Raw genomic sequence first — 14224 nt, 5'->3', positions numbered from 1 at the left:
ATCACCGTAGTCGGCTCCAGGCTGCAGGCGCCGCCGTCGATCACCAGTTCGATCTGTTTTTCCAGCTGGCCGCGCACTTCTTCCGGATCGGTCAGGGCCTGGTCCTCGCCAGGCAGGATCAGGGTGGTGCCGATCAGCGGCTGCCCCAGCTCTTCCAGCACGGCGTTGACGATACTGTGCTGCGGCACGCGCAGGCCGATGGTCTTGCGCGCCGGATGGCTCAGGCGGCGCGGCACTTCCTTGGTTGCTTCCAGGATGAAGGTGTAAGCGCCCGGAGTTGCGCTTTTCAGCAGGCGGAACTGGCGGTTGTCGACCTTGGCGTACAGTGAAATCTCGCTCAGGTCGCGGCACAGCATCGTCAGGTGATGCTTGTCGTCGACGCCGCGGATACGCCTTACGCGCTCTACGGCATCCTTGTTGTCCAGCTGGCAGACCAGCGCATAACAGCAGTCAGTCGGCAAGGCGACGATGCCGCCGGACTGGATGATCTGCACCGCCTGCTTGATCAGGCGCAGCTGCGGATTATCCGGATGGATCTGGAAAAACTGGCTCATGGCTCAATCTTCTAAATGAAAAGCGGCGCCGGCCCGAAGGCCAGCGCCGCCTTGCATGCAAATTAAAATTACAAGGCTGTTGCTTGCGGATCGCGCAATGCAGCTATACGTTGTTCTATCGGCGGATGGCTGGAAAACAGCGCCATGAAACCCGGCTTGTCGTTGATGCCCAGCGCGGCCATCGATTCCGGCAATGTCGCCGGTTCGACCCCGCCCAACCTTGCCAGCGCCCTCTGCATCGGCAAGGCGCTGCCCAGCAGTTTGGCGGAGCCGGCGTCGGCGCGGAATTCGCGGTGGCGCGAGAACCAGGCGACGATCAGCGATGCGCCTATGCCCAGCACGATCTGCGATACCAGCACGGTGGCCATATAGCCGATGCCGGGGCCGTCGTTATTGCCGCGCGACAAAGCGCGATCGACAGCATAACCGATGACGCGCGACAGGAACACTACAAAAGTGTTCACCACACCCTGGATCAGGGTCATGGTCACCATGTCGCCGTTGGCGATGTGGGCGATCTCGTGGCCCAGCACCGCTTCCACTTCTTCCTTGGTCATGCTTTCCAGCAGGCCGGTGGACACCGCGACCAGCGCCGAGTTCTTGAACGCGCCGGTGGCGAACGCATTCGGATCGCCCTGATACACTGCCACCTCAGGCATGCCGATGCCGGCGCGCTGCGCCAGTTTGGTCACCGTATCCACCAGCCACAGCTCGGTCGAATTGGAAGGCGTGGTGATGATGCGGGCGCCGGTCGACCATTTCGCCATCTGCTTGCTGATCAGCAGCGAGAAAATCGAGCCGGTGAAACCGACCACCAGCGAAAACACCATCAGCATCGGCAGGTTCAGGCCGTTGCGCGTGAGGAAACGGTCCACACCCAGCAGCGACAGCACGATGCTCATCACAACCATCACCGCGATATTGGTAGCAAGGAACAGGAAAATACGTTTCATGTAGAAAACTCCGGAATGGGAAGGAAGTGCATTTAAAATAAGGTCGCCGCCGCAAATTTCAAGGGCGCAGGTTCTGGCTGTTAAGCAATTATGCCAGACTGTCCGCCCCGTAAAACATCACATTTGCATAATATTTCCACAACAAAAACAGCCTCTTTGCGCCATACATCCAAAAATCTCCATGCCAGCAACCATTGAGCCAGCCACGGCGCCATCTTTCATCCGGCAAATCAGCCTGCCGTTCCTGCGCGACCGGCTGATGCACCTGCTGCTGGCCATCGCGATAATCCTCTCCATTGCCTCGCCGCAGCCGCTGACGGAATACCGCCACTGGATCGACTGGAACACCATCGCCACGCTGGCCGGCATGCTGCTGCTGACCAAGGGCATCGAAGTCAGCGGTTACCTGGAACACCTGGGACGCACCATCATCAACCGGCTGCAGCAGGAACGCGTGCTGGCTATCTTCCTGGTGTCGGCATCCGCCCTGCTCTCCACCGTGCTGACCAACGACATCGCGCTGTTCATCATGGTGCCGCTGACGGTCGGCCTGGGCGGCATCAGCGGCTTGCCGATCGGCCGCCTGGTGATCTTCGAAGCGCTGGCGGTGAACGCCGGCTCCATGCTGACGCCGATCGGCAACCCGCAAAACATCCTGCTCTGGCAGCGCTCGCACCTGTCCTTCGCCGGCTTCACCTGGCAGATGGCGCCGCTGGCGCTAACGATTTTTTTACTATTACTGCTGGCGACCTGGTTCTGCTTTCCCAGACAAACCATACACGCTGAACTGGAAGACAATTCGGCCTCCTACCGGGTCGGGTTGCTGCGGACCTGCGGGCTGCTCTACCTGGCGTTCGTGGCCTCGGTGGAACTGGGCCATCCAGGCTGGGGCCTACTTGGCGTGGCGGCTGCGGCGCTGCTGTTTTGCCGGGAGATCATCGCCAAGGTCGACTGGAGCCTGATCCTGATCTTCATCCTGATGTTCATCGATATCCGCCTGTTGACGCAGCTGCATTTCATCCAGGACTGGGTGGCGGCGATTCCGCATTTTTCCCGGCTTGAACTGTTCCTGACCGCCCTGCTCGGCTCCCAGGTCATCAGCAATGTTCCGGCGACCATCCTGCTGGTCAATTATTCCGAAGCTTACAAAGTGATCGCATACGGCGTCAACGCCGGCGGCTTCGGCCTGGCGATCGGCTCGCTGGCCAACATCATCGCGCTACGCATGGCGCCCGAGCGCCATCTCTGGCTGCGCTTCCACCTGTACTCTTTCCCCTTCCTTGCAATATCGGCCTTGATTGCCTGGGGGCTGCTGGCTTAGTTCTTGACTTAAATTCTGCTATCTTTGCCATACAAAAAAATCAGGGGACATCATGCACTGTGCATTACAACGGTTTGCCGCTCCATGACGCGCCGCCTGGCGTCGGTTGATGCACTGCGCGGCTGCACCGTAGCCGCCATGCTGCTGGTTAACGATCCCGGCGACTGGGGCCATGTCTACGCACCGCTGGAACATTCGGCCTGGCACGGCTGCACACCGACCGACCTGGTGTTTCCGTTCTTCCTGTTCGTGGTCGGCGTCTCGACCGCGCTGGGCATCGAACCGCGGCTGGCGCAAGGCGCCAATCCATCGACGCTGGCGCGCGCCGCCCTTATGCGGGCGCTGCGCATCGTAGCGCTAGGCTTGCTGATCAATCTGCTGGCCTCGCTTATCATGCCAGGCGCCCACATGCGCCTGCCGGGCGTGCTGCAACGCATAGGGCTGTGCTTCGCCGCTACCGCGCTGTGTTCGATCTACACCAGGCCGCGCACGCAATGGGGTCTGATCGTCGCAATCTTGCTCGGCTACTGGGGTTTGCTGGCGCTGGGAGGTTCGCTGGAGCCGTGGCTCAACCTGGCCAGCCGCAGCGATAGCGCCCTGTTCGGGCATTTCGTTTACCAGATCGACGCCGCCAGCGGCCGCGGCCATGATCCAGAAGGCCTGCTCGGCACCTTGCCGTCGCTGGCGACCAGCTTGCTCGGCCTGTGCGCCGGCCGCTGGCTGCGCGAGAACCGCTTGAAGCAGCTGTTGGTTGCCGCCGTCGCGGCGCTGGTCCTGGGCGCGCTGTGGTCGCTGGCGCTGCCGCTCAACAAGAACCTGTGGACTTCATCGTTTGTGCTGTGGTGCGCCGGCTGGGCCACGTTGGCGCTGCTGCTATTCCATTGGCTGGTGGATCGGCGCAACTGGCCGGCAGTGGGACGGCGCTTCGGCCTCAATGCCGTGGCGGCGTATGCCGGCTCGGAACTGATGCAGATCGTGTTGCCCGGCCTGGGCCAGGAAACCTTGTACCAACGCTTGTTCGCCGGCTGGCTCACGCCGCTGGCCGGCCCTTACATTGCGTCGCTGGCGTTCGCCGTGGCCTTTGTCGCTGTCTGGTGGCTGATCGTGTATGTGATGGACCGGCAGCGCTGGTATATCAAGCTGTAATTCAACTTCAGCGAAAGAATGAAAGCCGGGTCAGGAAAGTGTAGTCGGCTTCAGTCGCCATCAAGCCCACCAGCACCAGCAGGCACAGCGGCGGAATCAGGATGGCGAACACCAGCGCCAGCCGTTCCCAGGCCATGTGCATGAAGAAGGCGACGATCAGGCCCGCCTTCATCAGCATCAGGACCAGGATCAGGGTCCAGCGCAGGTAGCTGTGGAAATTGAAATAGTCGACCAGATAGGAAAGCGTGCTGAGCACGAACAGCAGGCCCCATATTTTCAGGTACAGGCTGATCGGATGTTGTTGTCCTGTGGCGGAAGTCATGAGCGCACCTACCAGAGATAGAACAAGGCAAAAATGAAAACCCAGACCAGGTCGACGAAGTGCCAGTACAGTCCGGCGATTTCGACAATCTGGTAATTTCCACCGGTCTTGCCAACTGCGTCATAACTGCCGCGCAGCAGGCGCACCGCCACCGTAATCAGGTAGATCACGCCGGCGCTCACATGCAGCCCGTGGAAACCGGTGATCATGAAAAAAGTCGAGCCGAATTGCGCCGCCCCCATCGGATTGCCCCAGGGGCGCACGCCTTCCTGCAAAATCAGCTTGCTCCATTCGAACACCTGCATGCCGACGAAACACACACCGAAACCTGCCGTGACAAACATCAGGACGGCGGCGCGCACACGTTCGCGGCGGTAGGCGAAATTGACCGCCATCGCCATGGTGCCGCTACTGCTGATCAAAACGAAAGTCATGATCGCGATCAGCAGCAAAGGCACTTCGACGCCGCCGATATTGAGGCTGAACACCAGGCTCGGATTCGGCCAGGGAACGGTGTTGGCCATGCGCACCGTCATGTAGCCGGTCAGGAAACAGCTGAAGATGAAAGTGTCGGACAGCAGGAAAATCCACATCATGGCCTTGCCCCACGACACCTGGAACGCCTGCTGATCCGACGACCAGTCCGCCACCAGCTGCCGCCAGCGCCCGGTGGCCGGCGCGGTTGCAGGAGATGCTGCTGTTGTTGTGTTCATATGCCCTCCTTAGCGCGTACCGCAAACCAGGCGCACCAGTTCCGGTGTCAGCCAGCCAAGTGCGGCAAACAGCAGCGCCCACAGCACCAGCAGGAAATGCCAGTAACGCGCACACAAACGGATGCGCCAGGTCAGGCGGCTGGCGTCCTGCCGCCAGGCGCCATGCGCGACGACGCCCCAGCCGACCAGCCCGCCCGCCACATGCAGGCCATGCATGGCTGTCAGCAGATAAAAGAAACTGCCGGCCGGATTGCCGCTGGCGGTCACATGGATGGCCAGCAATGCTTGCCATCCCCACAGTTGCGCACCCAGGAAAGCGAAGCCGCAAACACCGGCGGCGACCAGCAGGGAGCGGGCTCGCTGCAAATGCAGCGAACCGGCCGCTGTCGCCGCCAGCTGCAGCAGCACGCTGGCAAGCACCAGCAGCGAACTGCTCAGCCACAGCTGCCATGGCATCGCCAGCGGCGACCAGTCGCCGGCATCCATCCGCATGCCGTAGGCGGCCAGGAAAAGCAGGAACAGCGATGTCGCGACGCCGATGAATACCCACAAGGCGACGCTGACAGCCGCATCGCGCAGGTCAGGCGGCATGCCTTCGACGCCATAGCCATAGCGCACATAACCGGCGGCGGGTGGTTTCAGGATGGCGGCCGGGCTGGAGTGGATCGAATTCATGCGTATGTCTCCTTGACCACCAGCGACTCGGCATCGCCGGCCACCGGCGGCACGTTTTGCGCAATGAAGTCTTCCTTGGCGCCCGGCACGCTATAGGTATAAGCGCCGCGATACACCACCGGCAGCTGTTCGCCCCAGTTGCCATGGGTGGGCGGCGTGTCCGGCGTCTGCCATTCCAACGAGGCGGCGCGCCATGGATTGGCCGGCGCCGGCTTGCCGCGGAATATGCTCCAGACCAGGTTGAAGATGAAAACCAGTTGCGCCGTCGCCACGATCAGCGCCACCACGCTGATAAAGGCATTCAGCGCATGCGCCGAGTCGGGGATGAATTTATAGCCGTCGAAGGCGTAGTAGCGCCGCGGCATGCCGAGGATGCCGAGGTAATGCATGGGAAAGAAGATCGCATAAGTGCCGAGAAAAGTGATCCAGAAATGGAATTTCCCCATCCCTTCGTGCAGCATGCGGCCGCTCACCTTGGGGTACCAGTGGTAGATGCCGCCAAACACCACCAGCAAGGGCGACACGCCCATCACCATATGGAAATGCGCCACCACGAAATACGTGTTGGATAAAGGAATGTCGACGCTGACGTTGCCAAGGAACAGCCCAGTCAGGCCGCCGATCAGGAAAGTGCTGATGAACGCCAGCGCGAACAGCATCGGCACCGACAGGTGGATATCGCCATTCCACAAGGTCAGCACCCAGTTGTAGACCTTGATGGCGGTAGGCACCGCAATGATCAGGGTGGTGGTGGCGAAAAAGAATCCGAAATAGGGATTCATGCCGCTGACAAACATGTGGTGCGCCCACACCACCACACTCAGCACGCCAATCGCCAGGATCGCCCACACCATGGTGCGGTAGCCGAAGATGCTTTTGCGCGCGTGCACGCTGATCAGGTCCGAGACGATGCCGAACGCCGGCAAGGCCACGATATACACCTCGGGATGGCCGAAAAACCAGAACAGGTGCTGGAACAGCAAAGGGCTGCCGCCTTTATAACCGCTGACCTGTCCCATCGACACCAGCGCCGGCATGAAGAAGCTGGTGCCCAGCGTCCGGTCCAGCAGCATCATGATGCCGCTCACGAACAGCGCCGGGAAAGCCAGCAGCGCCAGGATGGTCGCAACAAAAATTCCCCACACCGTCAGCGGCATGCGCAGCAGCGTCATGCCCCGGGTACGCGCCTGCAATACAGTAGTCACGTAGTTCAAGCCACCCATGGTGGCGGCGACGATAAAGATCAACAGTGACACCAGCATCAGGATGATGCCCCACTCGTAACCCGGCGTGCCCGGCAAGATCGCCTGCGGCGGGTACAAGGTCCAACCGGCGCCGGTCGGCCCGCCCGGCACGAAAAAACTCGCCATCAGCACGATCACCGAAAGCAGGTAGACCCAGAAGCTGAGCATGTTCAGGTATGGGAAAACCATGTCGCGCGCACCCACCATCAGCGGGATCAGGTAATTGCCGAAACCGCCGAGGAACAGCGCCGTGAGCAGGTAGATCACCATGATCATGCCGTGCATGGTCATGAACTGGTAGTAATGCGGCGCATCGATGAAGGCAAACTTGCCGGGAAAGCCCAGCTGCAGGCGCATCAGGTTCGACAGCCCGACCCCCACCAGTCCGGCCAGGATGGCGACGCTGGCGTACTGGATCGCAATCACCTTGTGGTCCTGGCTCCAGACGTATTTGCGGAAGAAACCTTGCGGTCCGTGGTCATGGTGCGCGCTGTCGTCGGTGTGGGCCATGGGGTTCCTCGGTTATCGGGATGGTGCGCTGGATGGTGGTGATTGCTGCGCCTGCTGGCTTGGCGCCGGCGTGCCATAGGATTTGATGTAAGCCACCAGCGCCTCCAGCTCGGCATCGCTCATGTCGATCTTCGGCATCATCGGCGCAAAGCCCTTGACTACCCGCGCTTGCGGATTGCGGATGAAATCCTTCAGGTAAGTTTCGTCCACTTTTGCGGTGGAACCGTTTTCCATGGTTTCGGTTTTACCGAACAAGTCCTTCCAGGTCGGGCCGACGCGCGGACTGCCGTCCACCGTATGGCAAGCCACGCAAGCCTTGGATTCAGCCAGCGCCTTGCCTTGCGCCACCAGGGCATCGCCGGTCACGGCTGCAGCAGCGCCGCCGGCCGCCGCACCGACCTGCGGCGCCGGAGCTGGAGCCGGCGGCGCCATGGTCTGGGCAAACGTCGGCTGCGCCTTCAGCCATTTCTGAAAACTGGCGGCGTCCTCCACTACGACATAACCGCGCATGCCCGAATGGCCGACGCCACACAGCTGCGCGCACAAGACTTCATAACGGCCGAGCTTGTTCGGCGTGAACCAGAACGAGGTCACCATGCCCGGCACCATGTTCATGCGGGCGCGGAATGGCGGCGCGTAGAAATCGTGCAGCACGTCCTGCGAACGCAGCAGCATCCTGACCGGCTGGTTGATCTGCAGGTGGAGTTCGTTATTGTTGATCAGGATATTGTCCTGGCCGGCCGGATCGCGCGGATCCAGCCCGAACGGATTGGCGGCGCTGACCAGGTCGACGCTGGAGCGTCCCAGTTTGCCGCTGGGCCCGGGATAGCGGAATTTCCACTGCCACTGCTGGCCGACCACTTCCACATCCAGCGCATTCGCCGGCACCGTTACATAAGCCGCGTAGACAAACAGGCCAGGCGCCAGCAAGCCCATGATGGCGATGCTGGTGGCGACGATCAGCCAGCGTTCGAGTTTCTTGTTGTCGGGCTGGTAGGCCGCGCGCCGCCCTTCGCGATGGCGAAAACGCAGCAAGGTGTAGACGATGAACAGGTTGATGACAACGAAGAAGATGGCGGTGATGACCAGCGTGATGGTCAGCGTATCGTCCATCTGGCGCCAGTTCGACGCCAGCGGCGTGGCCCACCAAGGGCTGAGAAAATGAAACAGCAGCGAGGCGGCAACCATCAAGACGAGCGCAACAGCCATGGCCATAGCTATCCTCTCTCCTGCGAAGCGCTCGCAGCAGTGATTGAGATGCAATGAAGACTACTCTTGATCGCTACAGACGTCAGCGCAGCGAAACCCATCCGGGGCGGATCAGGATCGCTGTCCTGGTCCGCCGACAACCCCTTGGCCGAGCACGCCGTGGCCGTTATTGCCCTATCGGCCGTTCCAGCTTCCAGTAAATGATCGCTGCCGACATGCCGAAGATCAGGTGGGCAGCCATGGTCGACCAGCCGCGCATGTCGTTAAACCACGAGAAGAAGCGCGCCATGCCGTAAAAATTGAACAGGTAGACGGCGAGGCCGAACACAGCGCCGGTCAGCAGTATCATGCCGACGCTGGAGTCAAAGTGGAAAGGCGCAATGATGACAGCCAGGATCAGGCCGAGGACGATGCCCAGCACATAGTGGGTGGCAAGGGCGACGGCGACCACGCCGACGCTGAAAGTGCTGGCTTGCATCGTGTCCGGTCCGAGGACGATGGCGGCCACCATGCGCGAGGTGACCCAGGGGCTGGTATCCATGAACAGGGTTGACCAGAGCAGCTCCAGCACCATCACGACCGCACCGGCGGCAAAACCGGAGACGGCTGCCGCCGGCCAGTCTGGCAAGCGGCGCTCCAGGTGATGCGAATGCATGTGAAGTTCCATGACGACCTCCTCAAAAGCAATAAGCAACTGCCACATCATTACTGCAGATATGACAAGACCCCGTGCACAAATTCTGCAACAGGTTCAAATTCAGAGTAGTACAGAATCATCGACATGCAAAGGCAGTAACTATGCTGCGACGCAGCAGCATAGCCGGCTGTTTCAGGGTCTGGCGGGGGAGATTATTGCGGAGGCAGTGCTGCGGAAATCACCAGTTGTGCCACACCGGCGTCAGGCTGTCGGGCAGTGGCGGCAAGGTGCCGAGATCAACCCGCGATTCGCTCGGGCTGTGGAAATCGGAACCGCGCGAAGCAAGGAATCCGTAGTCGGCGGCGACCTTGGCGTAATAGCCGTACTGGTCCGGCGTGTGGCTGCCGGTGATGACTTCGATCGCGCTGCCGCCGAGCTGTTTGAACTCGTTGAAAAAAGCGTCGAAAGCCAGGTCGCTCAGCTTGTAGCGGCCCGGATGCGCCACCACCGCCACACCGCCGGCGCCGCAGATCCAGCGCACCGATTGTTCCAGCGAGGCCCAGCGATGCGGGACATAACCGGGGTTGCCCTCGGTCAGGAAATTGCGGAATACTTCGCTGGTGTCGGCGCAGCGGCCGATCTCCACCAGGTAGCGGGCAAAATGAGTGCGCGATATCAGGTCCGGATTGCCGACATGCTTCAAGGCGCCTTCGAAGGCGCCGGGAATTCCCACCGCCGCCAGCTGTTCCGCCATTTCATGCGCACGCCGTTCGCGGCCGCCGCGCGTGGCGGCCAGCCCCTGCACCAGTTCAGCATTGGTTTCGTCGATTTGCAAACCGACGATGTGGATGGTCTGCGCGGCCCAGGTGATCGAGATCTCTACTCCCGCCACATACGGCAGGCCGAGCTCAGCCGCCGCGGCCCGCGCTGCGGCGATGCCGCCTATTTCGTCGTGATCGGTCAGGGCCCAGATATCGACGCCATTAGCCTTGGCGCGCGCGGCCACCGCCGCCGGCGTCAAGGTGCCGTCGGAAACATTGGAATGGCAATGGAGATCAACGTTCAATATCATTGGTCCGTACAGGGAAAGCAGCTGTCATGCCTCGATTGTACGCTCCTTGGCTGTCCCATGCTGCGAGCGCACATTTCCCTGTCGCAGGAATATTCTCAAATGGCATAAATCCGCATGAAGGCATCGACGGCGCGTTCCACCGAATCGCGCACCTTGGCCGCTGTCACCGCTGTGACCACCCCCAGCATCCTGACTTCGATCCACTCCGCCTCCATCAGGCCGTGGAACTGCAAGGCGGCGAGCCAGGCATCGGCTTCGCGGATCTGTTTGCGCGCCATTGCGCTGGCGAAGAATTCGGCCATCCTGGTCGTGCCCCTTTTCGGTCCGCGCTCGTACATGACCTGGCCAAGCTGGGACCGCTCGGCATGGTAAAGGATGAGACGGCGCGCAGCGATGATCTCGGGCTGCAGTTTCGCCTGCAGGTACATCGCGCCGAAACGCTGCAAGACGGCGCGCAGATCGTCGGATTCGACCAGGCTGGCGAAGGTCAGGTCGAACTGCGCGCCAGCCTGCCGCAGCAGGACTTCGACGAAAATTTCCTCTTTCGACGAGAAATAGTTGTACAGCGTCGCCTTCGATCCGCCCAGGCGCGCCGATATGTCCGACATCGAAGCCCCTTCGAATCCCGATTCATTGAACATCTGCGCCGCGACATCCAGGATCGCCTGTCGTCGTTCTTCGCTTTTCTTGCGCATTGATTGTTCCTTGTCCTTGCCTACCTGTGGCGCTGACGGCAATTGCCGCGCCTTTGTTGTAAAAAAAACCTACCCCGTCAAGGCCAACAGTTTTACTTGACGACGCTGAAAAGTCAATACTATACTATACCGTACAGTTCAGTTATGAATTTTGGCCATGTCGATTTACAACAGGATATTTCCTATGTCACGCCCTTATTTTCCACCCTACGCCACCCTCAGCATATGCGTACTGGCGCTGAGCATCAGCGGCTGCGCCCCGTTTTCCGAAATCGGCCCGCGCGCCGCGCCCAAGGACATCAGCAGTTATCAAACCGGCCAGCTGGCCGGCAATGCCGTCAGTTGGCCGGACGACAACTGGTGGACGATTTACGGCGACCGCCAACTCGACACGCTGATCGCCGAAGGCTTGAAGGGCGCGCCGTCGCTGGCGGCAGCCCAGGCGCGCCTGCTGAAAGCGCAAGGCGTGGCCCAGCAGCAAGGCGCCGCCCTGCTGCCGCAAGTCAGCGCGAATGCCTCGGCCGACTACATGAAGCAAAGCTACAACAACGGCGTGCCGCCGGAGTTCGTGCCGCAGAACTACAACGTCGAAGGCCAGGCCACGCTCAACCTCAGTTATGAAATCGATTTCTGGGGCAAGAACCGCGCCGCGCTGGCCGCCGCCACCTCCGACCTGGAAGCCGCCAGAGCCGACGCGGCCCAGGCCAGGATCACGCTGGCGACCTCGATCGCCGCCGCCTACGCCGAATTCGAGCGCCTGCTGAGCCAGCACGACACGGCGCAAGAAGCGCTGCAGGTGCGGATACAGACGCTGGACCTGTTTGAACAGCGCCGCCTCAACGGCCTGGAGACGCTCGGCAGCGTCAAGCAGGTAGTGGCGCGCAAGGCCAGCGCCGAAGCCGACCTGCTGAGCCTGGACGAATCGATAGCCCTGCAACGCAACAAGCTGGCCGCCCTGCTCGGCGCCGGACCGGACCGCGGCTTGTCGTTGCAGCGGCCGGTGCTCGACCTGTCCAAGCCGTTTGCCTTGCCGTCGCAGCTGCCCGTGAACCTGCTCGGCCGGCGGCCGGACGTGGTGGCCGCGCGCCTGCGCGCCGAAGCCGCCGCCAAGCAGATCAAGGTCGCCAAGGCGCAGTTCTATCCGAACGTGAACCTGACTGCCTACCTCGGTTTCCAGTCGCTGGGGCTGGGCATGCTGACCAAGGCCGGCTCCGATATCGGCAGCATCGGCCCCGCCATCTCGCTGCCGATCTTCGAGGGCGGCCGCCTGCGCGGCCAGTATCGCCAGGCCAGCGCCAGTTATGACGAAGCCGTGGCCAACTACGACAGCGCCGTGACCCAGGCATTGCAGGATGTCGCCGATGCCGCCGTCAGCGAAAAAGCCTTATCGGGACGCCTGGGCAAGGTGCAGGAAGCGGTCGACGCCGCCGCGGCAGCCGCCCAGATCGCCCAGAACCGCTATGCAGGCGGACTGGCGACCTACCTCGACGTGCTCAACGCGCAAGACACCCTGCTCACCAACCAGCGCGACCTGTCGACGCTGCGTTCGCGCATGTTCGCGCTGGACGTGCAACTGGTGCGGGCGTTGGGCGGCGGTTATCGCCAGGCTGCAATCTGATCAAACTCAATAGGTAAGAACAACATGTCACATTCCGATTCCCAGGCAGTCCAAGAACTCGCATCCACCGAAGCCGCGCTCAAGGCGGAACAGGCGGCCACCACCAAAAAACGCAAGAAACTGTTCGCCATCTTGGGCGGCGTCATCCTGCTCGGCGGCCTTTCCTACGCCACTTACTGGCATTTCATCGGCTCACGCTACATCAGCACCGACAATGCGTATACCGCGGCTGAAATTTCCCAGATCACGCCGGCCATCAACGGCATCGTCGCTGATGTCAAGGTGGTCGACACCCAATATGTGAAGCAAGGCGAGGTGCTGGTCGTGATCGACAATAGCGACGCCAAACTGGCGCTGCTGCAGGCGGAAGCCGACCTGGATCGTTCCGAGCGCCGCGTGCAGAGCTATTTCGCCAACGACGCCGGACTAGCGGCCCAGGTCCTGGCGCGCGACGCCGAGCAGAGCCGCGCCGCGGCCCAGGTGCTGTCGGCGCAAGCGGACTTGCAGCGCGCCGAACTCGACCTGCGCCGGCGCGAAGCGCTGGCCAAGTCCGGCTCGGTCTCCGGCGAAGAGCTGACCAATGCCCGCAGCGCGCTGCTGACTGCACAAGCCAACATGAAAGTCGCTGAAGCCGGCGCCATACAAGCCAAGAGCAACCGCAGCGCCACCATCGGCGCCCAGCAAGCCAGCACGGTGCTGACCGCCAACACCACCGTCGCCACCAATCCTGAAGTCGAACTGGCCCGGGCCAAGCGCGACCAGGCCAAGCTGGACCTGGAGCGCACCGTCTTGCGCGCCCCGGTCGACGGCGTGGTGGCGCGGCGCCAGGTCCAGGCCGGCCAGCGGGTGCAGGCCGGCACCGCCCTGATGACCGTGGTGCCGACCCAGTCGATGCACGTCGACGCCAATTTCAAGGAAGGCCAGCTGACCCAGGTGCAACTGGGACAACCGGTCACCATGAGCGCCGACATCTACGGCGGTTCGGTCGAATACCACGGCACCGTGGTCGGCCTGTCGGGCGGCACCGGTTCGGCGTTCGCCATGATTCCGGCGCAAAACGCCACCGGCAACTGGATCAAGGTGGTGCAGCGGCTGCCAGTGCGGATTTCGATAGAGCGCAAGGAGCTGATCGCCAAACCCTTGAGCGTCGGCTTGTCGATGGAAGTGTCGATTGATACGCGCGGCGACAAGAGCGCCCCGGCTGCGCGCATGTAAGCAACAGGAAAGCAGAGCATGTCATCCACCTCTTCAGAACTGCCGATCACACCCCTGGCCGGGGCGCAGCTGATCGGCGCCGGCCTGCTGCTGGCCGCCGCCAACTTCATCGCAGTGCTCGACACCACCATCGCCAACGTCTCGGTATCGACCATCTCCGGTGCGCTCGGCGCCTCCTCCAGCCAGGGCACCTACGTCATCACTTCGTACGCAGTGGCGGAAGCGATCACCGTGCCGCTGACCGGCTGGCTCGCCAACCGCTTCGGCGCGGTGCGGGTATTCATCACGTCGATGGTCATGTTCGGCGTGTTCTCGGCGCTGTGCGGCCTGGCCAATTCGC

General features: G+C 61.8%; 15 protein-coding genes. 5 read left to right on the top strand and 10 right to left on the bottom strand.

The window, feature by feature from the left end:
- Positions 1-554: L-threonylcarbamoyladenylate synthase (locus JWQ61_RS19565; RefSeq protein ID WP_304361973.1), on the bottom strand; the 554-nt coding region annotated here is incomplete at its 3' end.
- Between the two features lie 68 nt (positions 555-622).
- A complete protein-coding gene (gene htpX, locus JWQ61_RS19560) occupies positions 623-1507 on the bottom strand; it encodes a protease HtpX (protein ID WP_304361972.1) in 885 nt (294 codons plus the stop codon).
- A gap of 181 nt (positions 1508-1688) precedes the next feature.
- Here htpX and JWQ61_RS19555 point away from each other — a divergent pair, with 181 nt between their 5' ends.
- The gene (locus tag JWQ61_RS19555; protein ID WP_304361971.1) at positions 1689-2828 is read left to right on the top strand and encodes an SLC13 family permease; all 1140 of its coding nucleotides are present in this window, start codon (positions 1689-1691) and stop codon (positions 2826-2828) included.
- A gap of 84 nt (positions 2829-2912) precedes the next feature.
- Positions 2913-3974 (top strand): acyltransferase family protein, encoded by a 1062-nt coding sequence (locus JWQ61_RS19550; RefSeq protein WP_304361970.1) that lies wholly within the window; start codon positions 2913-2915, stop codon positions 3972-3974.
- Between the two features lie 7 nt (positions 3975-3981).
- On the opposite strand, the gene JWQ61_RS19545 is transcribed toward JWQ61_RS19550, so the two are convergent.
- From JWQ61_RS19545 to JWQ61_RS19510, 8 genes are all read right to left on the bottom strand, one after another.
- Positions 3982-4296 (bottom strand): cytochrome C oxidase subunit IV family protein, encoded by a 315-nt coding sequence (locus tag JWQ61_RS19545; protein ID WP_014005656.1) that lies wholly within the window; start codon positions 4294-4296, stop codon positions 3982-3984.
- An 8-nt stretch (positions 4297-4304) separates the two neighbouring features.
- Entirely contained in the window at positions 4305-5009 is a 705-nt protein-coding gene (locus JWQ61_RS19540; RefSeq protein WP_304361969.1) for a heme-copper oxidase subunit III family protein, read from the bottom strand.
- A gap of 9 nt (positions 5010-5018) precedes the next feature.
- Positions 5019-5684: a bb3-type cytochrome oxidase subunit III gene (locus tag JWQ61_RS19535; RefSeq protein ID WP_304361968.1), complete on the bottom strand. Its 666-nt coding sequence runs from the start codon at positions 5682-5684 to the stop codon at positions 5019-5021.
- Positions 5681-7438 carry a cbb3-type cytochrome c oxidase subunit I gene (locus JWQ61_RS19530; protein WP_304361967.1) on the bottom strand — a complete coding sequence of 586 codons (1758 nt, stop codon included), beginning with the start codon at positions 7436-7438 and terminating at the stop codon, positions 5681-5683. The genes JWQ61_RS19535 and JWQ61_RS19530 overlap by 4 nt, the downstream gene beginning before the upstream one ends.
- 12 nt (positions 7439-7450) lie before the next feature.
- A complete protein-coding gene (locus JWQ61_RS19525; RefSeq protein WP_304361966.1) occupies positions 7451-8653 on the bottom strand; it encodes a c-type cytochrome in 1203 nt (400 codons plus the stop codon).
- 160 nt (positions 8654-8813) lie between these two features.
- Positions 8814-9314: a hypothetical protein gene (locus JWQ61_RS19520; RefSeq protein ID WP_304361965.1), complete on the bottom strand. Its 501-nt coding sequence runs from the start codon at positions 9312-9314 to the stop codon at positions 8814-8816.
- Between the two features lie 208 nt (positions 9315-9522).
- Positions 9523-10356 carry a 3',5'-nucleoside bisphosphate phosphatase gene (locus tag JWQ61_RS19515; protein ID WP_304361964.1) on the bottom strand — a complete coding sequence of 278 codons (834 nt, stop codon included), beginning with the start codon at positions 10354-10356 and terminating at the stop codon, positions 9523-9525.
- Positions 10357-10451: 95 nt separating this feature from the next.
- A complete protein-coding gene (locus tag JWQ61_RS19510; RefSeq protein WP_304361963.1) occupies positions 10452-11051 on the bottom strand; it encodes a TetR/AcrR family transcriptional regulator in 600 nt (199 codons plus the stop codon).
- 184 nt (positions 11052-11235) lie between these two features.
- On the opposite strand from JWQ61_RS19510, the gene JWQ61_RS19505 reads away from it, so the two are divergent.
- From JWQ61_RS19505 to JWQ61_RS19495, 3 genes are all read left to right on the top strand, one after another.
- Entirely contained in the window at positions 11236-12669 is a 1434-nt protein-coding gene (locus JWQ61_RS19505) for an efflux transporter outer membrane subunit (protein ID WP_304361962.1), read from the top strand.
- Positions 12670-12693: 24 nt separating this feature from the next.
- Complete coding sequence (locus JWQ61_RS19500) at positions 12694-13884, top strand: HlyD family efflux transporter periplasmic adaptor subunit (RefSeq protein ID WP_304361961.1); 1191 nt, start codon at positions 12694-12696, stop codon at positions 13882-13884.
- An 18-nt stretch (positions 13885-13902) separates the two neighbouring features.
- Positions 13903-14224 (top strand): MFS transporter (locus JWQ61_RS19495; protein WP_304361960.1); only part of this gene is annotated, 322 nt, incomplete at its 3' end.

The sequence above is a fragment of the Collimonas fungivorans genome, from assembly GCF_028292705.1.
GTDB classification, from domain to species: domain Bacteria; phylum Pseudomonadota; class Gammaproteobacteria; order Burkholderiales; family Burkholderiaceae_D; genus Collimonas; species Collimonas fungivorans_B.
Note: the sequence above shows the minus strand (reverse complement) of the source record. Positions and strands in the feature narration are given on the sequence as shown.

Excerpts from the sequence above, each read along its gene's own strand:
- htpX (WP_304361972.1), bottom strand. The coding sequence starts at position 1,507 with ATGAAACGTATTTTCCTGTTCCTTGCTACCAATATCGCGGTGATGGTT.
- JWQ61_RS19555 (WP_304361971.1), top strand. The coding sequence starts at position 1,689 with ATGCCAGCAACCATTGAGCCAGCCACGGCGCCATCTTTCATCCGGCAA.
- JWQ61_RS19550 (WP_304361970.1), top strand. The coding sequence starts at position 2,913 with ATGACGCGCCGCCTGGCGTCGGTTGATGCACTGCGCGGCTGCACCGTA.
- JWQ61_RS19545 (WP_014005656.1), bottom strand. The coding sequence starts at position 4,296 with ATGACTTCCGCCACAGGACAACAACATCCGATCAGCCTGTACCTGAAA.
- JWQ61_RS19540 (WP_304361969.1), bottom strand. The coding sequence starts at position 5,009 with ATGAACACAACAACAGCAGCATCTCCTGCAACCGCGCCGGCCACCGGG.
- JWQ61_RS19535 (WP_304361968.1), bottom strand. The coding sequence starts at position 5,684 with ATGAATTCGATCCACTCCAGCCCGGCCGCCATCCTGAAACCACCCGCC.
- JWQ61_RS19530 (WP_304361967.1), bottom strand. The coding sequence starts at position 7,438 with ATGGCCCACACCGACGACAGCGCGCACCATGACCACGGACCGCAAGGT.
- JWQ61_RS19525 (WP_304361966.1), bottom strand. The coding sequence starts at position 8,653 with ATGGCCATGGCTGTTGCGCTCGTCTTGATGGTTGCCGCCTCGCTGCTG.
- JWQ61_RS19520 (WP_304361965.1), bottom strand. The coding sequence starts at position 9,314 with ATGGAACTTCACATGCATTCGCATCACCTGGAGCGCCGCTTGCCAGAC.
- JWQ61_RS19515 (WP_304361964.1), bottom strand. The coding sequence starts at position 10,356 with ATGATATTGAACGTTGATCTCCATTGCCATTCCAATGTTTCCGACGGC.
- JWQ61_RS19510 (WP_304361963.1), bottom strand. The coding sequence starts at position 11,051 with ATGCGCAAGAAAAGCGAAGAACGACGACAGGCGATCCTGGATGTCGCG.
- JWQ61_RS19505 (WP_304361962.1), top strand. The coding sequence starts at position 11,236 with ATGTCACGCCCTTATTTTCCACCCTACGCCACCCTCAGCATATGCGTA.
- JWQ61_RS19500 (WP_304361961.1), top strand. The coding sequence starts at position 12,694 with ATGTCACATTCCGATTCCCAGGCAGTCCAAGAACTCGCATCCACCGAA.